Raw genomic sequence first — 24,743 nt, forward strand, 5'->3', positions numbered from 1 at the left:
GCCGGGAGGCAACGATGCCGAGCAGGAACACACCGCGGGTCCGCCGCGTCTACGACCCGCCCGAGGAAGCCGACGGCGTACGCGTCCTGGTCGACCGGCTCTGGCCGAGAGGACTGTCCAGGGAACACGCGGCCGTCGACGAATGGCCCAAGGACCTCACGCCGTCGACGGAACTGCGCCGCTGGTACCACGAGGACCGCACCCGCTTCGCCGCGTTCCAGGAGCGGTACGAGGCCGAACTGGCCGGCCCCGGGCAGGTCCGCGCGCTCGGCCATCTCGCGGCCCTCGCGAAGGACCGCACCCTCACCCTGGTCACCGCCGTCAAGGACATCGACCACAGCCATGTGCCGACGCTCCTCGCGGCCCTCGGGCGGAGCCGCCCGTCCGGGTGAACCCGGCGGGCGGCCGCTGGCCATCCGGGCTAGGCAGGACGCATGTCATCGATGTCACGGATGGGCGCCATCGACCGCCGCTGGTTCGAGCGGGTCGCGACCGTACGCCTGGCCGGCGCCGACCGGGTGCTGCCCCGGCTGAGCCACGCGGCCAACCACGGCAAGCTGTGGTTCGCCGCGGCCGGCGTGCTCGCGGTGGCCGGCGGCCCCACCGCCCGCCGGGCCGCCCGCCGCGGGATCGGCGCGCTGGCGCTGGCCTCGCTCACCGCCAACACCGCCGCCAAGTACGCGACCCGGCGCCGGCGCCCGGTCATCGACGCGGTGCCGCTGGTGCGCCGCCTCGCGAAGGCGCCCGGCACCACCTCGTTCCCGTCCGGGCACTCCGCGTCCGCCGCCGCCTTCGCCGCCGGGGTGGCGCTCGAATCGAGCCGGTACGGGGCGCTGGTCGCCCCGCTCGCCGCGGCCGTCGCGTTCTCGCGCGTCTATGTCGGCGTGCACTACCCGGGCGACGTCCTGGCCGGGTGCGCGCTCGGCGTGGCCGCGGCCGCCGTCACCTGCTACTGGTGGCCGCCCCGGCCCCAGCCGCTGCACCCCCTGCACACCCGTGCCGCGGCGCCCGCACTGGCCCGGGGCGAGGGGCTGGTGGTGGTCGTCAACTCCGGCTCCGGCAAAGGCGTTCCGGGCCGACTGCCCGCCCAGGACCACCTGCGACTGCTGCTCCCGAAGGCCGAGATCGTCGAACTCGGACCCGGTGACGACCTCGGTGAACTCCTCGACGAGGCCGTCGCCCGCGCCGCTCAGCTCGACCGCGTGCTCGGCGTGTGCGGCGGCGACGGCACCGTCAACGCGGCCTCCGAACGCGCCGCCCGCGAGGGCCTCGCCCTCGCCGTGTTCCCGGGCGGCACCTTCAACCACTTCGCCCTCGACGCGGGCGTGGCCGCCTTCGAGGACACCGCGTACGCCCTCGAACACGGCGAGGCGATCCGGGTCGACCTGGCCCGGGTCAGGGACGGGTCGGGCAAGGACGTCACGGCGTTCGTCAACACGTTCAGCATCGGCCTCTACCCGGACCTGGTGCGGATGCGCGAGGGCATGGAGGGCCGGATCGGCAAGTGGCCGGCCGCGGCGATCGCCCTGGTCCGGGTGGTGCGCACCGCCGCACCCCTCCGCCTCCGGGTCGACGGCCGCCCACGAGCGCTGTGGCTGCTGTTCGCGGGCAACGGCCACTACCAGCCCGAGGGGCTCACCCCCACACACCGGCCGCGCCTCGACGAGGGCCTCCTGGACGTACGTACCGTCGACGCCGAAGCACGGCTCGCCCGCACCCGGCTCGTGGTCTCGGCCCTGGCCGGGGCGCTGCGCCGTTCCCACGTCTACCGGGGCGAGCGGGTCCGCTCGGTCCGGCTCACCGGCCTCGACAACGTGAACTCCCTCGCCTACGACGGGGAGACGGCGACCGCGCCGGACGCCTTGCTGCTCGACAAGGCGGACCGTGCGCTCATCGTCTACAGCCCCGCCGAACCCCAGGACGAACTCGCCCAGCGCGCCCGCACCGCCACCGCCGCCATCGCCGCCGGCGCCACCGCGAGCCGCGCCCGGCCGAGGCCTTGATACGGATCAACTCTGCTGTTGTGCAAGGGAGTTGGCGGGCTGCGCTATCGGCCCGGGTTGCGCGGGCTCCGGCAGTCGGCGGGTCAGGAGCCAGGCCAGTACGGGAAGGACGACGAGCGGGGCCAGGGCCGTACGCAGCGAGGTCGCGTCGGCCGCGGCCCCGATCAGCGGGCTCGCCACCCCGCCCACGCTGACCGTCAGGCCGAGCGTGACGCCGCTCGCGGTGCCGATCCGGCTGGGCAGATAGTCCTGGCCGAGTGTCACCTGCAACGAGAACGGCACACACAGGGCGGCCGAGGTCAGCGCGACGAACAGATAGAAGGCCGGCCCGGGCACGAACACCACCCCCGCCACCGCCGGCACCGCGGCCGCGTACGACCAGCACACCACCCGTACCCGGTCCCAGCGGGCCGCGAGCCTGCCGCCCACCACGGTGCCCGCCGCCCCGCCCGCGTACAGCGTGAACAGGGCGGCGGAGCCGCCGAGTTGACCGACTCCGACTCGCTGACGTGCGTACAGCGCGACGAACGCGGCAAGGCCCACGAAGACCAGCGAGCGGCACACCACGGCCAGGGACAGCTTCACGAACGCGGCCCGGTCGTCCCGCCCGACCACCCGGACCGACCCCGCCCCGGGCCGCCCCGGCAACCGCAGCGCCCGCAGGGCGAGCGCACACAGCACACTGCCGAGCGCGGCCGGCACCACGAGCAGCGGGGCCGCGCGCAGGCCGCCCGTCCCGACCACCCCGGCGACGAGCAGCGGAGCCGTGGCGAAGCCCAGGTTGCCGCCGAGCGAGAACCAGCCCATCGCCGTGTGGCTGCCCGCGCTCGCGAGCCGGGCCACCCGGGCGGACTCCGGGTGATACGCGGCCACGCCCACCCCGGAGACGGCCGCCATCGCCAAGGTCGTGGCGTACGCACCGCCCCAGGCGCTCAAGGCGATGCCGGCCCCGGCCACGGCCGTACTCACCGGCAGCAGCCACGGCATCGCCCACCGGTCGGTCAGCGCGCCGAACAGCGGCTGGACGATCGAGGAGAGCAGCGAGGCGGCGAGCACGATCCCCGAGGCCGCCGCATAGGAGTAGGCGCGCTCGGCGACGAAGAACGGCACCAGGGCCGCGACCGCCCCCTGGTACACATCCACACAGGAATGCCCGACGGCCAACAGGAGCACCGGCCGCCCGGACCCCGCACCTCCCCGGGCCGACGCCCCGCACACCGGATCTTTCCCGCGCTCATCACGCACTTCCCCGCGCCCATCGCGCTCTCCGTTTCGCACGTCCCGATCATCGCGAGCGGCGGTGGTGTCGCGCTTCCGATAAATTGCCAACTGATGCCGAACATCCGCCACACCCCCGTCGCCCCCACCCGGGCCCAGCGGCTGGCCCCCGGGGACACCATCGACGCCCACCGGCACGACGACCACCAGATCGTCTACGCGGGACGAGGAGTCCTCGCCGTCACGACCGAAGCGGGCACCTGGGTGGCCCCCGCGACCCGCGCCATCTGGGTGCCGGCCGGAACCGTGCACGCGCACCGGGCGCACGGCAGCCTCGAACTGCATCTGATGGGGATCGCGGCCGACGAGAACCCGCTGGGCCTGGACGCGCCCGCCGTGCTCATGGTCGGACCGCTGCTGCGTGAGCTGCTCCTCGCCCACACCCGGTCGCCCCACGACGACAGTCCCGAGAGCACCCGCCTGCGGGCCGTGCTGCTCGACCAGCTGCGCGCCTCGCCGCAGCGGCCCGTCACCCTGCCCGCACCCACCGACCCGCGCCTGGTCGCGGTGTGCGCGCTGCTCGAAGCCGACCCGGCCGACCGGCGCGGGCTCGCCGAGTTCGGCCGGCTGGTCGGCGCGAGCGAGCGCACCCTGACCCGGCTCTTCCGTGCCGACCTCGGGATGACGTTCCCGCAGTGGCGCACCCAGCTCCGCCTCTACCTGGCACTGCGACTGCTGGCCGAGGGCACACCGGTCACCACCGTGGCCCATCGCTGCGGCTGGTCCTCGACCAGCGCCTTCATCGACGTGTTCCGCCGTGCGTTCGGCCACACGCCGGGCGCGCACCGCCGCTTGCGTTAGAGCACGCTCCAACTCGTAGCGTCTTGTCCATGAACAGCGCAGACCACACAGCCGACATCCCCGCCGCCGCGTCCGGCGCCGAGACCACCGACGAGCGGTTCGAGCGCGGACTCGCGCTGCTCCGCACCATCGGCGGCCAGGAGCACCCGGCGGTCCTGGACAGCCTGGCCGACATCGCGCCCGCTCTCGGCCACATGACCGTCGCCTTCGGGTACGGCGATGTGATGTCCCGCCCCGGACTCACCCTGCGCCAGCGGGAGATCGCCACCGTCGCGGCCCTGGCCGCCATGGGGAACGCGGCGCCCCAGCTGCGCTTCCACATCGACGGCGCGCTCAACGTCGGGGTCAGCGCCGCCGAGGTGGTGGAGATCCTCATCCACACCGCGGTGTACGCCGGCTTTCCGGCCGCGCTCAACGGCATCGGCGCCGCCCGCGAGGTCTTCCAGAGTCGCCCGGACGTCGCGGCGACGCCGGTCGACAGCGAGCCGCTGCCCGGTGACCGCTACGAGCGCGGTCTTGCCAAGCTGGCCGAGGTGGACGGGCACGCGGGTGACCAGGTCGTCGCCTCGCTGCGGGACATCGCGCCCGATCTGGCGCGCTACATCATCGAGTTCGCCTTCGGCGACATCTATGCGCGCCCCGGGCTCGACCTCAAGTGCCGCGAGATCGCCAGCGTCGCCATGTGCACCGCACTCGGCACGGCCGCGCCCCAGCTGCGCGTCCACATCCACGGTCTGCTCAACGTGGGAGGTACGCGCGAGGAGGTCATCGAGGTCATCACCCAGATGGCGGGCTACGCGGGCTTCCCCGCGGCGCTCAACGGCATCGCCGCGGCACGCGAGGTCTTCGAGGAGCGCGGCGCGGGGGAATGACCGGGACCGGGGTCGGGGTCGGGGTCGGGGCAGGCGTAGGCGCGGTCCTCTCGTCTCGGCTCAGCTCGCCTCGGCATCAACCGCCCAGCAGCCCAAATAGCTTGCTCGGCAAGGGAGTTGAACCGGAACCGCGATCGGGAACGGCGACCGGAGGCGACCGGAACAGCGATGGGACCAGCGATGGGACCAGCACCCGGAACAGCGAAATGCAGCGACGCGGCCTGCCCCATGGGCGCCGAGGGTGCTACTGTGCCAGCAGCACGTGTGTACGCCCCTTCTTCGCGGCGTCCGTGCTCGTTTCCTCCCGGTACCGCCTCCAGCGCGGCGCCCGCTGTTCCTCTCCCGGCCGTCGTACGGCCCGGACTTCTCCTGCGCCCGTCGCGCGAAGGGACCCCCTGTGCTGAGCACGCTCGAACACCCCACCCCCACCCCCACCCCCGTCCACCACGACCAGCCCACCCGGCCCCCGCTCGCCGGCGTCCTGGACCTCACGGCCGGCCAGGGCAGGCTCCGGACCACCGGGTACGCCCCCGGCCCCGGCGACCTCAAGTTCCCGCCCGCCCTCATCCGCCAACACGCCCTGCGCAAGGGCGACTTCATCGAATGCGAAGGCCCCGCGGCCGAGCGGATCGTGCGGGTCAACGGTCACCCCGTCGAAGCGCTGCGCCGCCGCCCGCACTTCGCCGACCTCACCCCGCTGCACCCCCGGGAGCGGCTCCGTCTGGAGACCCGGTCCGACCGGCTCGCCACCCGCGTCGTCGACCTCGTCGCACCCGTCGGCAAGGGCCAGCGCGGTCTGATCGTCGCGCCGCCCAAGACCGGAAAGACCCTCCTGCTCAAGGAGTTGGCGCAGGCTGTCGCCGAGAACCACCCCGAGTGCCATCTGATGGTGGTGCTGATCGACGAACGCCCCGAGGAGGTCACCGACATGCTGCGCTCGGTCCACGGCGAAGTACTCGCCTCGACCTTCGACCGGCCGCCCAAGGAGCACATCGCGCTCGCCGAGCTGGCCATCGAGCGCGCCAAGCGCCTGGTCGAGCAGGGCAGGGACGTCGTGGTGCTGCTTGACTCGCTCACCCGGCTGTGCCGGGCCCACAACAACGCGGCCGGTTCGGGCGGGCGCACGCTGAGCGGGGGAGTGGACGCGGCCGCGCTGCACGGACCCAAGCGCCTCTTCGGCGCCGCCCGGCTCACCGAGGAGGGCGGCTCCCTCACCATCCTCGCGACCGCCCTGGTGGACACCGGATCGCGCGCCGACGACTTCTTCTTCGAGGAGCTCAAGAGCACCGGCAACATGGAACTGCGGCTGACCCGCGCCCTCGCCGAGCGACGGCTCTTCCCCGCCGTCGACATCACCCCCTCCGGCACGCGCCGGGAGGAACTCCTCCTGAAACCAAGCGAGTTGAGCGCCGTGCGCGGACTGCGCCGGGCTCTGCACCATCAGGACGCGCACGGCGCCCTGGAGGCACTGCTCGACAAGATGAAGCAAACCCCCGACAACGCGGCCTTCCTGCGGCAGATCCGCCTCACCGCCTGAAGGCCTGACCGCTCGACGGACTCGACGAACCTGGACGATATGTCGGACGGCGCCCGGCCGGACGAGCCGGACGGCGCCCGGCCGGGCACGTTCGACCGGCCCGGGGGCGCCGTCGTCGCGGCCGTCACCGGGCCGGGAGGTCCCTCAGGGAAGCAGCTTGTCGAGAGCGGCGGGCCCCTCGGCGGCCAGCTTGCGCTCGGCCCAGGCCAGATTCTCCGGGGTGACGTCCCGCCCGGACGCGAGCACGATGTCCTCGGCGGTGACCTCGCCCCCGGATCCCGTGTGCAGCAGGGCGTCCGGGGTCACGGGCTCGCGCGGGCTGGAATCGGACCGGTCGTTCATGCCGCCTCCTGTGTTCGTCCGGTAATGCACCATTCTCGCCCCCGCCTACCCGGGCCGCATCCGGCCCACACGCCCCATCCGCACGGGCGGGCGGGGCCGGACTCAGGAGGCCGCGTACACCCGGCCCGCGTACGACGAGAACGCCTCGGCGGTGAGCCTGCGTGCCAGGTCCGCCTCGGTGATCATGCCGACCGGGACACCGTCCTCGACCACCACGATCCGCCGGATGCGCGCCTCGCTCATCGCCTTGACCGCGAGCGAGGCATCCGCGCCGGCGTCGACGGTGTGCACACCGCCCTCGGCCAGGTCGCCGGCGGTCACCTTCGCGGCGTCCTTGCCCGCGGCGAGCGCCCTGACGACGATGTCGCGGTCGGTGACGATGCCGGCCAGCTCGCCCGCGCTGCCCTTGACCGGCAGCGCGCCGATCCCGTGGTCGCGCATCAACTGGGCGGCCCGGTCGAGCGTTTCGGTCGCAGGGATGCAGCGGACGTCCGGGGTCATCAGGTCGCGGGCAGTGGTCACGGAAGCCTCCGGTCCAGGGGTGCGCAAGGGGTGCGGGCTCGACGCCCGCGCCTCGGCCATGCTCGCCGCGCGCAGGTCCTTCGGCGACCGCTCGGCGCCGATCGGGTGTCCGGCGCACCCCCGGGCCCGACGGCCCGCCGGGCGCGGGAGCGACGCTCCCCTTCCAGATTCTTGAAACGCGTTCTACTGTGTGCGCCGCCGTACCGCGACCGTCCTGGAGGGGCCGTGCACCTCGAATACACGCCTGAGCAGCAGCAGTTGCGCACCGAGCTGCGGACCTACTTCGCCGAGCTCGTACCGGACAACGTCTACGCCCGGTACGCCGATCCGGCCGCCCAGAAGCGGTTCTACCGGGAGACCGTACGGCGGCTCGGCGGCGACGGCTGGCTCGGCGTGGGCTGGCCCAAGGAGTACGGGGGACGCGGACTGAGCCCCATGGAACAGTTCATCTTCTTCGACGAGGCCGCCCAGGCCGGGGTCCCGCTGCCGCTCATGGCCCTGAACACCGTCGGTCCGACGATCATGCAGTTCGGCACGGACGAGCAGAAGGCCTATTTCCTGCCGAAGATCCTCTCCGGCGAGATCGACTTCGCCATCGGCTACAGCGAGCCCGACGCCGGGACGGACCTCGCGGCGCTCAAGACCCGCGCGGTGCGCGAGGGCGACGAGACCAGCGGCACGTACACCGTGAACGGACAGAAGATCTGGACCACCAACGGAGACACCGCCGACTGGGTCTGGCTCGCGGTCCGCACCGACCCGGACGCTCCCGCGCACAAGGGCATCACCATGCTCCTCGTGCCCACCTCGGACCCCGGCTACAGCTGCACCCTGATCAACACCCTCGCCTCCCACGACACCACCGCCAGCTACTACGAGAACATCCAGGTCCCCGCGTCGCGCCGGGTCGGCGAGGAGAACAAGGGCTGGCGGCTCATCACCAACCAGCTCAACCACGAGCGGGTCACCCTGGCCGCGCACGGCACGATGGCGATCCGCGCCCTGCACGACGTGCAGCGCTGGGCCGCCGACACCAAGCTCGTCGACGGCCGCCGGGTCATCGACCTCGGCTGGGTCCGCCGGAACCTCGCCCGCACCCACGCCCGCCTGGACGCGATGAAGCTGCTCAACTGGCAGATGGTCAACGCCGTCCAGGAGGGCACCCTCACCCCGCAGGACGCCTCCGCCGTCAAGGTCTACGGATCGGAGGCCCGCCGGGACGCCTACGCCTCCCTCATGGAGGTCGTGGCGGCCGCGGGCCCGATGAAGGAGGGCTCCGCCAAGGCCGTCCTGCACGGCGAACTCGAACGGGGCTACCGCTCGGCCGTGATCTTCACCTTCGGCGGCGGCAACAACGAGATCCAGCGCGAGATCATCGCCTGGATCGGCCTGGGGATGCCCCGCGTCCGGCGCTGACGGCCCGTGCTGCTGACGGCCCGTGCTCATGAGCGGCCTCATGAGCGGCCGGGGCGTGCGGCGCGGGTGTCGTCGAGCGAGGAGGATCCGGGCGATCGGGTCCCGTGCGATCGACCTCCGGGCTCCTGGCTGCCCCCGGAGACGGGCCGTCCCGTGGAGACGTGATCCCCCGGGCGGTCAGACGCGGCCGGCCGGTACGTGGGGCCGCCGGATGTCGTCGGGGTGGGCCGTGCACAGCACCGCCTGCTCGTAGGCGATGGTGCCTGCCGCGACGAGCGCGTTGAGGCCGGACTCCAGGGTCTGCATGCCGTCACGGTGGCCGGTCGAGATCATGTTGCGGATCTGGCGGGTCTTGCCCTCGCGGATCAGGTTGCGGATCGCGGAGGTGGCGACCAGCACCTCGAAGGCGGCCACCCGGCCCCCGCCGGTCCGGGGGATGAGCGTCTGGTTGAGGATGCCGACCAGGGTGTGCGCCAACTGCAGCCGGATCTGCGGCTGTTGCTCGGCGGGGAAGACATCGACGATGCGGTCCAGGGTCTGCGAGGTGTCGTTGGTGTGCAGTGTGGCGAACACCAGGTGCCCGGTCTCGGCGATGGTCAGGGCCGCGGAGATGCTCTCCGGGTCGCGCATCTCGCCGAGGAGCAGGACGTCGGGATCCTCGCGCAGGGCCGAGCGCAGCGCGGCGGGGAACGAGTCGGTGTCGGTGCCCACCTCGCGCTGATTGACCGCCGATCGCTTGTGCCGGTGCAGATACTCGATCGGGTCCTCGATGGTGAGGATGTGCACCGACCGGTGCGTGTTCACATGGTCGAGGAGCGCCGCGAGGCTGGTCGACTTCCCCGATCCGGTCGGCCCGGTGACCAGCACGAAGCCGCGCGGCAGGCCCGCCCACCCGATGACGACCGGGGGCAGCCCGAGCTGCGCGGACGACGGCACGTCGAACGGGATGATCCGCAGCGCCAGCGCCGACGCGCCGCGCTGCACGAAGGCGTTCCCGCGCAGCCTGGCCCGCTCCCCCCAGCTGAACGCGAAATCGACCTGCTTCTCCCGGCGGAACCGCTCCGTGAGCTCCTCGCCGAGCACCCCGGTCACCAGACGATCGACCTCCGGCTCGGTCAGCGCGGCCCCCTCGACCGGTCGCAGGGCGCCGTCGACGCGGAGGAACGGCGCGGATCCGGCGGTGAGCAGCAGGTCGCTGCCGCCCCGCTGCCACAGCTCACCGAGCAGTTGGTCGATGATCGCGGAGTTCGGCCCGGACATGGTGGTCTCCCAGGTGGTGTGCTTGCTCATGGCAGGACCGTCCACTGCTTGACGGTGCCGGCGTGGCCGTCGAAGGACACGGCGGCCCGGACCAGCGGCCCGGACAGCAGATCGATCCCGGTGCCTGCGAGGTGCTCGGTCGCGCCGCCGCTCCCGGCGGTGACGCTGTAGGTCACGGTCAGCCCGGCCACCTGCGAGGCCTCGGTCAGGCCGCACGGTGCCAGGTCGAGCCGGTCGGTCACCGGGCCGCCCGAGCCGGGGTGGACCGGTACGTCCAGGGCGTGATCGACGCCGGCACAGGTGCTGCCCGGAAAGTCCACCGACACCTTCACCGCCTTCACGTCGCCGTCGTCGTGGTGCGCCACGTGCAGGACGACGTGGTCGAGCGGTCCGGTCGCGGCCGGTTCCGGCCGGGCGTAGCCGCCGAAGGTGAGGGAGGCTCGGCCACCGCCCGGGACGGTGGCGTCCGTGACGTCGACGGGCGCGCCGGGAGCCGGGGTGGTGAACCCGGTGCTCGCGGTGACCGCCGCCGGTCGCGCGGTCACGGCCGGATAGGTCGTGAACAGCACCGGCTCCGGCGGGATCCCGATCACCGGGCGGAGGTACCCGCCGGCCGGACCGATGCCCAGCTCGATGGTCCGGGCGATGATGCCGCAGGTGACGACCTGCGAGCCGACCTGGCTCATCGACAGGTCGACGGCGGCGGTCGGGGCGTAGACGGTTCCGTTGATCACCAGACGGCTGTGCTCGGTGCTCGTGTCGGCGTCGTCGGTCGACTTCAGCACCGCGCACCGGCTGCCCGCGGTGAGGCAGCCGGACAGAGGTCTGATGGACGGGGCCCGGAACACGATGTCGAGTTCGACTCCGTCGAGCCGGTCGGCTGCGGCGGTAGCGCCGGTGGCCAGCCGCGCCGCATAGTCGACCGCGAGTCGGGACAGCTGCGCGCCCTGTGCGACCCCGCAGGCGCCCAGGTCGACGACGTCGGTGCCGAGCGCCCCTTGATGGGCGGTCAGGGCGTGGCTCGCGTCGCAGGCGGTACCGGTCCCGGAGACGCTCAGCGCGGTCACGGGAGGCTGCTTCGGCGCGGGCGGTGCCGCGGTGGTGTCGTCGTCCTGGTGCGCCACGCGCAGGACGACCCTGTCGATCACCGCCCCCGCCGGCAGGGGCGGTATCGCGAACCCGCCGAGCCGGACCGACGCCGACGGGGCGGCCGTGGAGAGCGTCGCGGTCGAGGCGGTGGCGTCGATCGCCCGCGTGTGGTCGGGGTCGGGGAACGCCGCGGCGGTGGGCGTCGCGGTGCTGATCGCCGTGGTGGGCCGTACCGCGATCGGCGGCCGGTGGGTCAGTTCCAGGGTGACGCCGTCGAGCTGATCGGTGGCGGTGGTGCCGCCGGCGCCGAGGGTGGCGGTGTAGGTCACGACCAGGCCGGTCAGCTGTGCGGGATCGGTCAGCCCGCAGGTGGCGACCAGGTCCAGGGTGTCGGTGGCCAGGCCGCCCTGGTGCACGGCGAGATTCCGCGCGGTGGTGCAGGCGCGGGGTATGCCGGGCCCGGCCAGGGTGATCGCGGCCGTCGGCGGCGGCCCGCCGGGCGCCCCGGGATCGTCGCGGTGCGCGATGTGCAGCAGGGCCCCGTCCAGGACCGAGCCGGGCGCCACCGCGGGGGCGTCGTAACCCCCGAGGCCGATGGTGGCGGTCGGCGTGGTGACCGGGTCGAGGGTGGCGCGGGCCGTGTCGGCGCCGTCGATAGCCTCGGCGCTGGCCGGGTCGGTGAACGTCGTCGACTCCGCGCTGGTCGCCGGCCGGGGCGCCGGGGGGTCGTAGACGACTTCGAGCCATATGCCGTCCAGGGAATCGGAGCCCGCGTCGCCGCCCCCCTTCAGCCCGGCGGCGTAGGTCGCGGTCAGCCCGGTCAGCCGCGCGGGGTCGGTGATGCCGCACGCCTTGAGGTCGACGCGGTCGTCGCCGAGGACGGCCCGTGCGGTGAGCGGCAGTCGGGTGCAACCGGCACCGCCGCCCGCGGGGAGGACCTCGATCTCGGGCGCCGCCGCGTCGCCGCTCTCCCGATGGGCCACCCGCAGCACGGCGGAGTCGATCGTCGACCCCGGCGGCAGGGGCGGCTGCCCGAAGCCGGCCAGGGTGATCGACGCGGACCGGGCCGCCGTGCTCAGATCGGCGCCGGCCATCAGCGGGGCCGGCTGCTCGCCGATCTCCAGGGCGTTGTCGGGATCGGTGCCGGCGGCGGTGAACCCGGTCGACGCGGTCACGGCCGTGGGCTTGGACACGGTCGGCGTACGGTAGGCGACCTCCAGCCAGATGCCGTCCAGGCGTTCCGTGGCCGTGGTGCCGTCCGAGTCCAGGGTGGCGGTGTACGTCACCGTCAGGCCGGCGAGCCGAGCCGGGTCGCCGAGCCCGCACCTGCCCAGCAGATCGATCGGCGGATCCGGAGCGAGCGCCGGGTGCCGGGGCAGGTTGTCGGTGCGGCAGGTGTCCCCGCCGATGGCGGTGGTGACCTTCACCGCGCCGGGGGCGGTCAGGTCGCCCTGGTCCTGGTGCTTGACCCGCAGCGTCGCGCCGGTGATGACCGAGCCGGGCGGCACCTGCGGGGTGAATCCGGCGAGCTGCATCGAGGCCGTCGGACGTTTCGTCGGGTCGAGGACGGCGTCGGCCGTGCACTGCGCCGTTCCCGTCGGCTGCGCACACCCGGGCGGGGTCGGCTGTTCGCCACCGGTCAGGGCATGGTCGGGGTCGGCGAAGCCGGTGTTCGCGGCCACCGCTGTCGGCTTCAGAGTGTGTGACGGCTTCGGTGGCTGGACCCCGTACACCGCCACCTGCTGCGCGCCCGGGGTCACCGGGGCGCACAGTTCGGCGTGTCCGCGGTCGACCTGGAACCGGCTGCCGCCGCCCATCATGACCTCGACGCCTTCGGGCCGAGTCCTCTCGCACGCGCCCGGGCTGGGGATGGCCGGGCGGGTGGCAGCCGAGGGGGTCCAGCCGGCCGGGGTGCCGCCGACCACACTGACCGTGGGGTCGTCGACCGTCCAGACCGCGGTGCCGCCGGTGAAGGTGAAGTCGAAGTAGTAGAGGCCCGGTTGGAGCCACACGACGACGTTGTGGCAGTCGCCGCCGGTGAGGCGGGTGAGGGCGCGGGCGTCGTCGTAGTAGCCGGGCTGCAACCGCACCAGCCAGGAGGCGGGATCGGGGCACGCGGGCACAGTCCGGCGGGGCGGGACGGCCGTGGCGGGCGGGGTGTAGTCCGGGTCGGCGCCCATGACCTCGTCGGCGGGGGCCGGCGGGGTGTCGTTGGCGCAGTCGTGCGCGTACGGCAGCTGGCTCGGGGGGAGTCGGGTCTGCGACACGGCACTGGAGCAGTCGCCGACGGCGGACACATCGCCGGACACCACCATCGAGGCGCCGGTGCCGGTGGTGATGTTCGAGTGGGAGAACACGCTGCCCTGCACGCGCAGCCCGTGCGCGGTCACGTTGACGCCGTCCGTCGCCGCCCGGCCCAGGCTGCGCAGCGCGTCCTGCGGTTGGGTGGCGCGCGTGGTCGAGGGAGACGTGTTGAGGGGGTCGCAGTGGACGATCATCCGCCGGCCGTTGATCGGCGGGGCGGTGTAGTCGGCACACGGGTTGCCCTGCGAGAAGTTCTTGATCGCGAGCTGTGTGGCACCGTCCGCGCTGTAGCTCCGCCTGCCCTGGTCGACGTACACGCCCGCGGCCTTCAGGCCGGTGCCGGCGAAGGACAGGACCGCCACGGTGACCAGGCCGAAGACGACGACGAAGACCAGCGCGAGCATCAGCGTCGCGCCCTGTTCGTCAGGGCCGCCCGCTCGGCGCGGACACGGGCGGTCGGTCGCGGCGCGCCGCGACGCATACGGGCGGCCGGTCGCGGCGGGCCGGGGACGACGCTGCCGGCCGGTCATGACGCGCTCGATCGTCGGACGGCGGTCAGGTCCGTCGGGGGTACGGCGGGGTCGCTCTGCACGGTCAGCGTTACCTCCATGGGCGAGGTGCACGAGGTCTCGGCACCACAGCTCAGCGTCACCGGACGGGTCGATGCGGCGTTGTCGAAGCGGCCCAGCAACGTGGTGACGACACCGGCGTCGGTGCACTTCACCCGGCTGAGGGCGCCGGTCGGCCGGTCGTAGCTGTAGACGATGTCGGCGCCGGGCCGGCTCAGCTGGACGATCACGTCGGTGACGCCGCACGCGGGGGCGGTCGTGACGCTGTCCGCGCTCTGCACATCGCCGTAGAAATACCGGTTGAGTGTGCCCACCGCGCTGGTGGCGGCCACCCGCTTCCCGGTACCGGTGGTGAACCGCAGTCCGAGGATGATCGCCTTGGGCAGCAGTGCACCGACGATGCCCACGATGACGATCGTGACCAGCAACTCGGTCAGGGTGAACCCCAACTCCGAGCGCCCGGCGTGCCGTTGAGTCCTCATGACGGCATCGACTCCCGCTTGACCACTTCGAGGGTCGCGTCCCGGACGGGCCGAACTCCGGTCTGGCGCACGGTCAGTGTCACCTTCTGCACTCCGGTATCGGCCGTCGGGCAGGGCTCGCCGAACGCACCCACCCCGTCCCAGTACTCGACCTTGACGCTCACGGTGTACCCGGCGGGCGTTGTCGGAGTCCGGTAGTCACGCGCGCAGGACACATACGGGTCGTCGACGACCTGCTCGGCGGCGCTGCGGATGACCGAGTCGGCGGTGGTCACCTTCGCCTGGGTCACCGAACTGATGATCGCGGTGCCGATGCCCCCGAGGATGGTCACGAAGGCGACGCCCATGAGCACCACGGCCACGAGAACCTCGACCAACGTCTCGCCCTCTTCGCCGCGGTGGCGCCTCGGGCGGCGCGCCGGGCCGGTCACTGGACGGTGACCTGGCTGTAGACCCCGTAGATCGCCGAGATGAGGGCGACGGCCACGAACCCCACGACGACCCCCACCATGATCACCACGGTCGGTTCGAACAGGCTGGTCAGCCGCTTGAGTTTGTGCTGGAGTTCCTTCTCGTAGAACTCCGACACGTTGTCGAGCTGGTCGTCGAGGGTTCCGGTCTCTTCCCCCACGCGCATCATCTGGGTGACCGCCCCGGGGAACAGTCTGGTGCGGGCGATCGGCCGGGAGATGCCGCCGCCTTCGAGCATCTCCGTCCGGGCGGTCCCGATGGACCGTTGGTACACCAGGTTGTTGGCGCCCGCGCTCGCCAGGCCGAGCGCCTCCGGCAGGGGTACGCCGGCCTTGATCATCGAGGTCAGGATGCGGCAGAACCGTTCGATGACCATGAAGCGGACCACATCGCCGACCACCGGCGTCGCCAGCAGGCAGCGGTCGCGCAGCATCCGTCCCCGTTCGGTGCGCAAACCGGCGAGCAGGGCCGCCACGAGCGCGGCGAGCACGCCGACGATGACCGGATACCAGGCCGTGACGAAGTCGGTGAAGCCCAGCAGGATCCGGGTCGGCAGCGGCAGTTTCGCGTGGAAGGACTCGAAGAACACCTTGAACCGGGGCAGTACGAAGACGACGAGCACGAGGACGACGGCGACGGCCAGCCCCATCACCAGGATCGGATAGGTCAGAGCGGAGCGGATGCTGCGCCGCCCCTCGACGTCGCGCTCGATGTAACGCCCCAACTGGGCCATCACCACGTCGAGTTCACCGGTCGCCTCGGCCGAGCGCAGAACGGCTGTGTAGAACGCCGGGAGTGCCGTGGTGTGGGCGGCCATCGCGGCGGCGAAGCTTTCGCCGAATCGCAGCGAGTCCATGGCGTCGACGAGGATCCGGCCGAGCTTCTTGTCCTTGGTCTCGGCGCGGATGATCTCCAGGGCGTCCAGGATGGGCACTCCGGCCTTGATGAAGGCGGCCATCTGGCGCGAGAAGTTGCTCAGCTCGACCAGGTCGACCTTTGCCGCGGTGAGTTCGAGTTGCAGCAGATTGCGGCCCACGGCCCTGACCGACCGCACGTCGTAGCCCTGCCGGGCCAGGCTGTCGGTCACGCCGTCGACACTGGAGCCCTTGAGCACACCGGTGGCCCGTTTCCCGTCCGGGCCGACCGCGACGTACTTGAAGGTGGCCATGCCGATGTACTCCTGGTTTCCGGTGCAGAGGTTCGGTTCGTCAGTGCTGGGCCGAAGCGGTCGGAGAGCCGGGCCCTAGACCACGTACACGCTGGACATGATCTCGGCGATGGTCGTGACGCCCTCCTCCACCAGACGGACGCCGCCGTCCAGGAGGGTGTCCATGTGCTGCTCGCGGGCGGCCCCGCGCAGGCTGTGGATCGGCGCCTTCTCGACCAGCAGCCGCTTGACCGCGTCGCTCATCACGAGGAGTTCGAAGACGCCGATGCGTTCCTGGTAGCCGGTCCGGGAGCAGAAGTTGCAGCCCCGGCCCTGCCAGAACCCGCTGTCGGTCGAGCCGCCGGCCTTGGCGAAGAAGGCCAGCTCGTCCACGCCCGGCCGGTAGGGCTCGCGGCACTGGTCGCAGATCCGCCGCACCAGTCGCTGGCTGACGACACCGGCGACCGTGGAGGTGATCAGGAACGGCTCGATGCCCATGTCGGCGAACCGGTGCAACGCCGAGCAGGCGTCGGCCGCGTGGATGGACGACAGGACGAAGTGGCCGGTGAGGGCGGACTCCACCGCGATCCGCGCCGTCTCGGCGTCCCGGATCTCGCCGACCAGGATCACGTCGGGGTCCTGCCGGAGGATCGAGCGCAGCCCGGTCGCGAACGAGATGCCCGCCTGGTCGTTGATCTGGATCTGGTTGACCGACGGGAACACGTACTCCACCGGGTCTTCGATGGTGGTGATGTTGCGCTCGCTCTGGTTCAGCTCGCCGAGCGTGGCGTACAGGGTGGTCGTCTTGCCGCTGCCGGTCGGTCCGGCACAGGCGACCATGCCGTAGGGGGAGCGCAGCAGCGACGAGAACCGCTCGTAGGTCGCGGCGGGCATGCCGAGCTCGGCGAGGCGGAACAGGGTGCGGTTGCGGTCGAGCAGCCGCAGCACCGCCTTCTCGCCCCAGATGGTGGGACTGGTCGCGACCCGGATGTCGACCGACCTGCCGTCGATCTCGGTGGCGATCTGCCCGTCCTGCGGGCGCCGCCGGTCGACGATGTTCATATTGGCCATGATCTTGATCCGGCTGACCAGGGACGGGCCCATGTTCTCCGGCAGGCTCAGCACGTCGTGCAGCGCGCCGTCGATGCGGTACCGGACCCTGACCCGGTCGGCGTGCGGTTCGATGTGGATGTCCGAGGCCCGGTCCCGCAGGCCCTGGGTCAGCATGAGGTTGACCAGGTGGACGACCGGGGCGTCCTCGCTCACCACCCTGGCCCCGGAGCCGGCGGCTCGGCCGGTCTCGGTCGCCTCGAAGGCCTCGACCAGGCTGCCGACGCCGGCCAGCGCCCGGTAGGTGCTGTCGATCGAGCGCAGGATGTCCGAGGGAGCCGCGATCGCCAACCGCACCCGGTCCGGTGCGACGGCCCGGCCGACCTCGTCGAGTACGCGCGGGTCGCCCGGGTCGCCCGCGGCGATCAGCAGCGTGCCCTCGGCCCGCCGCACGGCGACGACCCCCAGCGAGCGGGCCAGCGCCTCCGGCACCCGGGCGGCGGCCTCGGGATCGGGTTCGCTCTGGCGCAAGTCGGCTACGGGGACGTCGAGTTGAACCGACAGTGTCTCGATCAGCGACCGCTCGTCGACCATGGCGAGTTCGACCAGCAGGGCGCCGAGCCGCTTGCCCGACGCCGACTGCTGAAGGAGCGCCTCGTCCACCTGCGCCGGGGTGAGCAGCCCGCGCCGCACCAGCAGTTCCCCGATACGCGGCCGCACCTCCTGCGCGGATGACGACCTCCCCGGGCCGGACCTCGCGTCCGGGACCGGTTCGGCCGCCGGGGCCGCGGACGGCTCCGGGGCCCCGGCGCCCTCGGGCCGGGTGCCTTCCTCGCCCACAGGGCTCGTCGCCTCCGCGCGGCGACGCAGAAGCCGGCGATTCGCCAAGGAACCCACCCCTTTCGCGCATCCAGAACGCGGCCGATCCCTCGCCGCGCGTGCATCCGCAGTACTGTCAGCTGCTGATTAGTCAGCGGGATACTACAGCACGCCAGCACGCGTTCCTGTGCGCCTTCCGGGCGAGGGCAGCCCTTGTAACTGCGAAGTGCGCTCCGTAGTCTACGGCTGATTAATCAGGAAGTGACTATCGCCTGGGCTTGTTCGAGCCGGGCGCCGTAGATGGAGAAAGATGTTCAGATACCCACAAGCCCCGTCGCGTCGGCGCATGCGTGCACCGAACGAGAGGGCGGAGGCCGGCTTCACGCTCATCGAACTTCTCGTCGTGATCGTGATCCTCGGCATCCTGGCCGCCGTCGTCGTCTTCTCCGTCCGCGGCATCAATGACAAGGGCCAGAGCTCGGCGTGCAAGACCGACAAGTCCACGATCCAGACCGCGGAGGAGGCGTACTTCGCCAATGGCAGCCACAACGCGTACGGCACCATGGCCGACCTGGTGAGCGGTGGGTTCCTGTCCACCGAATCCTCTTGGTACGTCGTCAATCCGAAGGGTGCCACGTACGAGATCACGCCGAGGAAGCTCGACAACGACCAGAACAACCCCTGCACCTGAGGCGGGGGCACGGGGGAGACCGCACCCGACGGCGCCGGTTGACGGCCGTCGGGCGGTCGGGTCGGCCAGGTGGCCGTGCACGCGCCATCCGGCGAACGACGGCCGGCGGCATCGGCGACAGTGCCGCAGACCCGAACCGCTCCTTCGCGTGAACCGGTCCGCACGCGAACTGCCTTGCGTGCCAACCGGCTTGAGGGCGGCTGGGTAGGGCGGGGCCAGTGGCGACGCACCCGTGGGGTGCGGCACCATTACGTCCCATGTCATCCATATTTGTCGCATTGATCGGTCTGCTGGGGCTCGCGGTGGGGTCGTTCCTCAACGTCGCCGTCTCCCGGGTGCCGGAAGGCCGTTCGGTCGTGCGGCCCCGCTCCGCCTGCCCTCGATGCGCCGCACCGATCGCGGCCCGGGACAACATCCCCGTCGTGTCCTGGCTCCTGCTGGGTCGGCGCTGCCGCGCCTGCCGGGTTCCCATCCCCGCGCGTTACCCGCTTATGGAAGCGCTCACCGCGATCCTGTTCCTGGCCGAGGCGCTCCGCTTCGGCCGGTCGGAGGCGCTCCCGGCCGAACTGGTCTTCACCGCAGGGCTGTTGGCCCTGGCCGCCTGTGACGCCGAACGGTTCCTGCTCCCTCGGCGGCTGATCTACCCGACCCTCGGGCTCACCGCCGCTTGTCTGCTCGCGGCCGCGGCGACCACCGGCCAGTGGCAACGGCTCGGCACGACCGCGCTCTGCGGAGTGGGCGCGTTCGCCGCCTTCTTCGCCCTGCACTGGATGCGTCCGGCCTGGCTCGGCTTCGGCGATGTGCGCCTGGCCGGCCTGCTCGGCACCGGCCTCGGCTGGCTCGGTCCTTCCTATCTCGTCCTCGCGCTGCTGGCCGGGAGCGTCGTCGGGCTGCTGGTGGGCGTCGTGCTCATGGCGGCGGGGCGGGCGACCCGCCATACCCGACTGCCCTTCGGGGTGTTCCTCGCCGTCGGCGCCATCGCCGCCATCCTCGTCGGCGCACCCGTCGTCCACTGGTACGAGAGCCTGAACGACCTGTACGCGATGGACGCGGGGCTCGCAACGGCCCGCCACTGACCACGGTCATCCCGGCCCGGGCGCCGGTCGCGGGCCGCTCCGACGGCGGGCGCGACGGACCCGGGACGGCGGCCCTGGGCATACCTACAGGGTCGCTCGCCGGATGGGCGCCGAAGACTGTTCCATCGCACAACCGTCCGCCGGACCAATTGGTACCCTGGTCACCATGGCGAAACCTGACCGACCTGATCTGCCACTGGCCGAGTGGATCGTGCTCGCACTCGTGGCCGAACGACCGAGCCACGGCTTCGCCATCGCATCCCTCACCGCGGAGGGCACGGAGATCGGTGAATTCTGGTACATCTCGCGCCCGATGGTCTACCGGTCGATCACGCGGCTCGTCGAGCGCGGACTCATCACGCCGGTCGGCGCCGAGGAGAGCGATCGCGGTCCGCAGCGCATGATCTACGCCACCACCCGCACGGCGAAGACGGCCGTCAGCCGGTGGCTCAGTGAACCGGTGGCCCACCTGCGCGACATCCGGGCCGACTTCACCAGCAAGCTTCTCCTGCTCCAGCGCCGCGGCCTCAGCCCGGCTCGCCTGGTCGAACGCCAGCGGGTCGTCCTCGACGGGATCGAGGAGTCGCTGCGCGCCAAGGAACCCGTCGACGACCACCTTGCCCGCGCGATCTACGACTGGCGGCTGGAGATCGTCCGCGCCGCGCGCCAGCTTCTCGACGCGGTTGACGCCGACTCGACGAGGCCGGCCGTCAAGACCGGCTGACGGCACGCTCGTCGTCGTCCGCCTCCCGGCACAGAGCGGCGTCGTCACCGCCACGCGCCACGACTCGGTCCGCCCGGCACCACGACGCACTGGGCACCACGGCAGTGACCACCACGGCAGTGGGCACCACGGTGGTCGGCATCTCCGCAGCCGATGCCCCGATGCCCCGACGCCACCGCCGCAACGGCCCGCACCTGCGAGGCCGGCGTCTGACCCGCCGGCCGTGGACCGTGCTCGACAGCGCGTGCGCGCCGACGACGGCCGCTGACGACGGGGGCCGTCAACTGGCCGATGCCGCAAGGCAGTTACCCCTTTGCCGGGTACGCGAGGCGGGATGGCGGAGCGTGGCCCGATGCCCGGTGGCGGCGTACGCGACGTGCCGGGGCCGTCGGCGGGCGCTGTTCGCGCCCGGCCGACGGCCCGTTGCCCAGTGCTCCGGATCGCCTAGTAGCCGTAGGCGGCGAGGGTCGACTGGATGGTGGTGTTGCCGTCCCACTTGGTGTTGAACAGGTCGTCCCAGGCGGCCTGCGCACCGGCGTTGCCGCCGCTCAGGGCGACGCCGTACTGCTCGATGTCCCCATAGCCCGAGTACGCGCTCGGGTCGACGTCGGTCCATGTGTTGGGGTCATTGCCCGTAGTGCCGTTCAGCGAGCTCGACGTCCAGCTCACGTGCATGATGTTCGACTTCGCGACCAGGCCCAGCTGGGTGTTGCCGCCGGCGTTCGCCGTCACCGCGCCACGCACCTGGCTGATCCCGGATTCCAGGCGTACCTTGCACGCCGTCCCGGCGCTGTCGCACGCGCTGCCGGTGAACACGTTCTGACCCGCCCCGCTGGTGGTCCACGTGAACCCGTTCTGGATCAGCGCCTGCTTGGACGCCGCGCCGAACGGCGCGGTGGCCGGGTCGGCGACCGCGATCCGGTGCCCACTCGTCGCGAGCCAGCTCACCACCCCCGACATCGTCGTGGGCGCACCGCCGGAGACCGGCGACGCGTCACACCGGGGCGACTGCGCCTTGCCGTTGCCGCTGCCGTTGGCGTCCGCGCCGAACGCCAGGGGCGGAGTCGCGCCGTTGGACGGGTCGTCGCCGTGGGTCGAGCCCGCCCAGCTGCCGCTACAGCTGTAGATCGCGAGGTGTCCGATGGCCACGGCGTGCTTGCTGGAGATCGAGCCGTTGCACTCGACGCTCCCGCTCGCCGTGCACGTCCCGCCGTCCGCGGTCGGGATGACCGCGTCCACGTTGGTCTCGTCCGCCGACAGGAACGCGTCGATGTGCAAAGGCCCGTTGACGCAGTTGTTGGACGACGAGGGATCGCACGTGGTGTACGGTCCGGCGCTCTTCAGCTGCTGACGCAGACTGCCCGACGTGATCCCCCGCATCGTCGAGGTGTCGATCGCCGGCTTGTTCCAGAACCCGCCGACCTGGGACGAGGTGTTCGCCGTGAACGCCGTGAACGAGCCGAGCGACTCGATCGTGCTCTTCATGTCCTTGGTCGCGGGATACATGTTGTTCGCGATACCCACCTGGGAACCCGTGCTGGCGAACACGGTGGGTGCACCGGCGGCGATCAGCGTCGTCGCGAGCGCGCCCACCGCGAACGCGTTCCGCACCCGGCGCATGGCGGTGAAGCCGGCGTGCGCCGCGGTACTCCGGGCGCGTCTGAACCTTCGTTGCATTTGCTACTCCTAGTCGATCCGGTTGGCGGCGACTGCCGCCCGGGCACCTGCTGGGGGCGTGGGCGCAAGTCGGTGAACTCCGGTGCGTCCGCCCGGTTTCCCGGCATGACGGTGCCTCGCAAGCCCTAGATGGTGCGCACTTGGAGCCTCAGTAGTCAATGATTGACAACCGGAGTCCCGGTGGATGTAATGCACGGGTATCCCAGCCCGTGGCAGGCCGGCGGCCACGGGCCGTCGGCCACCGCGGGACGTACAGAAGGGGCTGGCGGCACGATGGGCAGAGGCATGTGATGGCACTGTTGAGCAGATGGTCGCGCTCGCGCGCGGTCCGGCGGGGTGCGCTGGTTCTCGCGTTGATCGCGGTGGCGTCGGTCGTCACGGTGATCGTGCGCGGTGGTTCGGACACGTCCGCCCCGGACCAGCGGGCCGACCCCGCGTGGTGCACACCGGGCACGCAGCGCAGCGCGCTCTGCCCGCACGGCAAGGCGTTCGACGCGAAGGAATACACCACCCACGGCAACGCCTTCGAGTGCGTCGGTTTCGCCAGTCAGGCGGATGCGCAGGCGGTGCTGCGGGCCAACCCCAGCGATCCGAACCACCTCGACGACGGAGGCGGCGTCGCATGTCGTGGACTCCCGCAGCCACGCGACACCAAGCCGGTCGCCGCCGTCGCCCAGCACCACAAGTGCGGTCCTGACGACCCCCGCAGCGCGCTCTGCCCGCAGCCCGAGCGGTCGTTCGACGCCCGCTACTTCCTGCGCTACGGCAATGACGCCTACGACTGCGCGGACTTCGCCAGCCAGGCGGACGCACAGGCCGTCCTGCGGTTCGAGCCGACCGACCCGAACCACCTCGACCGCGCCGGAAAGGGCATCGCGTGCCCGGACCTACCGGGAGCCAGGGACGTCAAGCCCGTGCGCCGGGGGACACCGTGACACGGCAAGGGCTCGCGCGTGCGCTCGGGCCGAACGCCGTGACCCATCGATCGAAGGAAGCCCCGACCGCCATGCCCTCGGCCCACCGCCTCTCCGCACTGCGCGCCAGACGCCAGGACGGCTTCACGCTCATCGAGTTGCTCGTGGTCATCGTGATCCTCGGCGTCCTCGCCGCCATCGTGGTCTTCTCCGTCAGGGGCATCGGCGACAAGGGCCGCGCGAAGGCGATCGCCGCGGACGCGGCCACGCTGCGCACGGCGGAGGAGTCCTACTGCGCGAAGCACGGACACTATGGGACGGCCGATGACCTGACAGCCGACGGGCTGCTGTCGGGCGAGCCGACCTACAACATGGTGGCGGTCGGCGAGGAGAACAAGTGCGGCCGGGGCGAGAAGTCGTCGTTCACGCTGTATGACACCTCCACGCCGACGCAGAGCGGGGCGGACGCGATCCGGGCGGGCACGAGTCCGGCCGACCTCGCGGTCGACGAAAAGGCCGATCGCGTGTACGTCGTGGGCACCGGCAGCAACGACGTGACCGTGATCGACGGCCGGACCGACACCCCGATCGGCTCTCCGATCGACGTTTCCAGCGCTGTGTCGAGCCCCACCCGCATCGCGGTCGCCCCCGGTACGGGGCAGGTCTATGTCGGGGGCACGGGCGGTGTCGCGATCATCGACACGACCAAGGGCAACCAGGTGACCCGCGTCAGCGGCTACACGGCGACCGTCGGCGCGCTGGCCGCCTCTCCCGAGAACGGCGACGTCTATGTCGGCGGCGGTACCACCGGCACCTCGGCGGTCGCCCACATCGCGGCCGGCAGCTCGTCGGCGACGCCGATCACCCTGCCCGCCGCGGGAATCGTGGGCGCGACCCTCGGCATGGACTTCTCCTTCGACCCCGTGCACCACGCCGTGTACCTCGTCAAGAGCGGTGTCGGCCGCGGCACGAGCCTCGCCGCCAGCATCGGCCTCTTCGCCATCTCGTCGGACACCCAGGCCGTCGCCGTCGTGGCGCAGTTCCCCACGGAGTCGTGCAGCGCCAATGCCGGGGACGTCCTCCTCGCGAACAGCGCCCGTGGCGCCGTCGCGGTCGATCCCGGCCGCAACCGGGTCTACCTGCTCGCCAAGAGGTGCGTTCCGGACCCGGCGAATCCCTCGGGCGCCCGGAAAGCCGTGGCGACGACGATCGCCATCAATCCCGCCGACGGCACTTCCACCGCGATCAACGACCCGGTGGGATCAACCCTCACGCCCATCTCCGCGGTCTACAACTCCACGGCAGGGTCGGTCTACGTCTTCCTGGACGGCGGGTCGAGCTGCAACAACACCGGCGGCCGCATCGACCGGATCGCCGGGACGACGGTCACGGGGCAGGTGTCGGTCTGCGGCAAGTCGAACGCGCCCGGGAACATGGCGCACATGGTCACCGTGCTGAAGAACTTCAACAGGGTCTTCGTCGCGCAGATGAACGCGCTCGGCGCACCGGGCGGCCTCGGAGTGTCCGACGGCGGCACACTGCTGCCGCAGGCTCCGGTCGGCACGTCCCGCCGGTTCGCCGCGGTGGCCGCGAACAACACCACCGGAAAGGTGTACGCGGTCGATCCGGACAACGGAACGGTCGCGGTGTTCCGGGCGGGATCCGCCTAGGCCGGTCCCGGGCCGGCCGCGAAACCTCC

Annotated in this window: 21 protein-coding genes; 11 read left to right on the forward strand and 10 right to left on the reverse strand. The window is 71.9% G+C overall.

Annotated features, from left to right (window positions below):
* Positions 1-14: 14 nt before the first annotated feature.
* Both CG740_RS01590 and CG740_RS01595 read left to right on the forward strand, forming a co-directional pair.
* Positions 15-392, forward strand: a complete 378-nt coding sequence (locus tag CG740_RS01590; protein WP_100573038.1) for a DUF488 domain-containing protein — start codon at positions 15-17, stop codon at positions 390-392.
* Between the two features lie 51 nt (positions 393-443).
* Positions 444-2,003 carry a bifunctional phosphatase PAP2/diacylglycerol kinase family protein gene (locus CG740_RS01595; protein WP_100573039.1) on the forward strand — a complete coding sequence of 520 codons (1,560 nt, stop codon included), beginning with the start codon at positions 444-446 and terminating at the stop codon, positions 2,001-2,003.
* Positions 2,004-2,009: 6 nt separating this feature from the next.
* Here CG740_RS01595 and CG740_RS01600 read toward each other — a convergent pair whose 3' ends face one another.
* Positions 2,010-3,146 (reverse strand): MFS transporter, encoded by a 1,137-nt coding sequence (locus CG740_RS01600; RefSeq protein WP_442802791.1) that lies wholly within the window; start codon positions 3,144-3,146, stop codon positions 2,010-2,012.
* Positions 3,147-3,335: 189 nt separating this feature from the next.
* On the opposite strand from CG740_RS01600, the gene CG740_RS01605 reads away from it, so the two are divergent.
* From CG740_RS01605 to rho, 3 genes are all read left to right on the forward strand, one after another.
* On the forward strand, positions 3,336-4,082 hold the full coding sequence (locus tag CG740_RS01605) for an AraC family transcriptional regulator (protein WP_100573604.1): 747 nt from the start codon (positions 3,336-3,338) through the stop codon (positions 4,080-4,082).
* A gap of 29 nt (positions 4,083-4,111) precedes the next feature.
* Positions 4,112-4,954 (forward strand): carboxymuconolactone decarboxylase family protein, encoded by an 843-nt coding sequence (locus CG740_RS01610; RefSeq protein ID WP_100573041.1) that lies wholly within the window; start codon positions 4,112-4,114, stop codon positions 4,952-4,954.
* A 397-nt stretch (positions 4,955-5,351) separates the two neighbouring features.
* Positions 5,352-6,491 carry a transcription termination factor Rho gene (gene rho / locus CG740_RS01615; RefSeq protein WP_442802792.1) on the forward strand — a complete coding sequence of 380 codons (1,140 nt, stop codon included), beginning with the start codon at positions 5,352-5,354 and terminating at the stop codon, positions 6,489-6,491.
* 144 nt (positions 6,492-6,635) lie between these two features.
* Here rho and CG740_RS01620 read toward each other — a convergent pair whose 3' ends face one another.
* Complete coding sequence (locus tag CG740_RS01620; RefSeq protein ID WP_100573042.1) at positions 6,636-6,833, reverse strand: hypothetical protein; 198 nt, start codon at positions 6,831-6,833, stop codon at positions 6,636-6,638.
* 102 nt (positions 6,834-6,935) lie between these two features.
* A complete protein-coding gene (locus tag CG740_RS01625) occupies positions 6,936-7,355 on the reverse strand; it encodes a CBS domain-containing protein (RefSeq protein WP_100573043.1) in 420 nt (139 codons plus the stop codon).
* Positions 7,356-7,580: 225 nt separating this feature from the next.
* Here CG740_RS01625 and CG740_RS01630 point away from each other — a divergent pair, with 225 nt between their 5' ends.
* Positions 7,581-8,771: an acyl-CoA dehydrogenase family protein gene (locus CG740_RS01630; protein WP_100573044.1), complete on the forward strand. Its 1,191-nt coding sequence runs from the start codon at positions 7,581-7,583 to the stop codon at positions 8,769-8,771.
* 177 nt (positions 8,772-8,948) lie between these two features.
* On the opposite strand, the gene CG740_RS01635 is transcribed toward CG740_RS01630, so the two are convergent.
* From CG740_RS01635 to CG740_RS01660, 6 genes are all read right to left on the reverse strand, one after another.
* The gene (locus CG740_RS01635) at positions 8,949-10,061 is read right to left on the reverse strand and encodes a type IV pilus twitching motility protein PilT (protein ID WP_234375988.1); all 1,113 of its coding nucleotides are present in this window, start codon (positions 10,059-10,061) and stop codon (positions 8,949-8,951) included.
* On the reverse strand, positions 10,058-13,954 hold the full coding sequence (locus CG740_RS01640) for a hypothetical protein (protein ID WP_234375989.1): 3,897 nt from the start codon (positions 13,952-13,954) through the stop codon (positions 10,058-10,060). Before CG740_RS01640 ends, CG740_RS01635 begins: the two co-directional genes overlap by 4 nt.
* A complete protein-coding gene (locus CG740_RS01645) occupies positions 13,951-14,475 on the reverse strand; it encodes a type II secretion system protein (RefSeq protein ID WP_100573046.1) in 525 nt (174 codons plus the stop codon). The genes CG740_RS01640 and CG740_RS01645 overlap by 4 nt, the downstream gene beginning before the upstream one ends.
* A complete protein-coding gene (locus CG740_RS01650; RefSeq protein ID WP_234375990.1) occupies positions 14,472-14,852 on the reverse strand; it encodes a type IV pilus modification PilV family protein in 381 nt (126 codons plus the stop codon). The genes CG740_RS01645 and CG740_RS01650 overlap by 4 nt, the downstream gene beginning before the upstream one ends.
* A 50-nt stretch (positions 14,853-14,902) precedes the next feature.
* The gene (locus CG740_RS01655) at positions 14,903-16,114 is read right to left on the reverse strand and encodes a type II secretion system F family protein (protein WP_100573048.1); all 1,212 of its coding nucleotides are present in this window, start codon (positions 16,112-16,114) and stop codon (positions 14,903-14,905) included.
* 75 nt (positions 16,115-16,189) lie between these two features.
* A complete protein-coding gene (locus tag CG740_RS01660) occupies positions 16,190-17,863 on the reverse strand; it encodes a GspE/PulE family protein (protein ID WP_234375991.1) in 1,674 nt (557 codons plus the stop codon).
* Positions 17,864-18,308: 445 nt separating this feature from the next.
* On the opposite strand from CG740_RS01660, the gene CG740_RS01665 reads away from it, so the two are divergent.
* From CG740_RS01665 to CG740_RS01675, 3 genes are all read left to right on the forward strand, one after another.
* Positions 18,309-18,653 (forward strand): competence type IV pilus major pilin ComGC, encoded by a 345-nt coding sequence (locus CG740_RS01665; protein WP_234375992.1) that lies wholly within the window; start codon positions 18,309-18,311, stop codon positions 18,651-18,653.
* 257 nt (positions 18,654-18,910) lie between these two features.
* A complete protein-coding gene (locus tag CG740_RS01670) occupies positions 18,911-19,729 on the forward strand; it encodes a prepilin peptidase (RefSeq protein WP_100573050.1) in 819 nt (272 codons plus the stop codon).
* 166 nt (positions 19,730-19,895) lie between these two features.
* Entirely contained in the window at positions 19,896-20,453 is a 558-nt protein-coding gene (locus CG740_RS01675) for a PadR family transcriptional regulator (protein ID WP_234375993.1), read from the forward strand.
* A 444-nt stretch (positions 20,454-20,897) separates the two neighbouring features.
* On the opposite strand, the gene CG740_RS01680 is transcribed toward CG740_RS01675, so the two are convergent.
* A complete protein-coding gene (locus tag CG740_RS01680; RefSeq protein ID WP_234375994.1) occupies positions 20,898-22,130 on the reverse strand; it encodes a hypothetical protein in 1,233 nt (410 codons plus the stop codon).
* 299 nt (positions 22,131-22,429) lie between these two features.
* Between CG740_RS01680 and CG740_RS01685 the strand changes: the two genes are divergently transcribed.
* Together CG740_RS01685 and CG740_RS41485 are read left to right on the forward strand one after the other, a co-directional pair.
* Positions 22,430-23,065, forward strand: coding sequence for a hypothetical protein (locus CG740_RS01685; RefSeq protein WP_159030185.1), 636 nt, complete (start codon positions 22,430-22,432; stop codon positions 23,063-23,065).
* Positions 23,066-23,136: 71 nt separating this feature from the next.
* Entirely contained in the window at positions 23,137-24,714 is a 1,578-nt protein-coding gene (locus CG740_RS41485; RefSeq protein WP_100573053.1) for a prepilin-type N-terminal cleavage/methylation domain-containing protein, read from the forward strand.
* The last annotated feature ends 29 nt before the right edge of the window (positions 24,715-24,743 follow it).

The organism is Streptomyces sp. CB01201 (genome assembly GCF_002803085.1).
Lineage (GTDB): Bacteria > Actinomycetota > Actinomycetes > Streptomycetales > Streptomycetaceae > Streptomyces > Streptomyces hundungensis.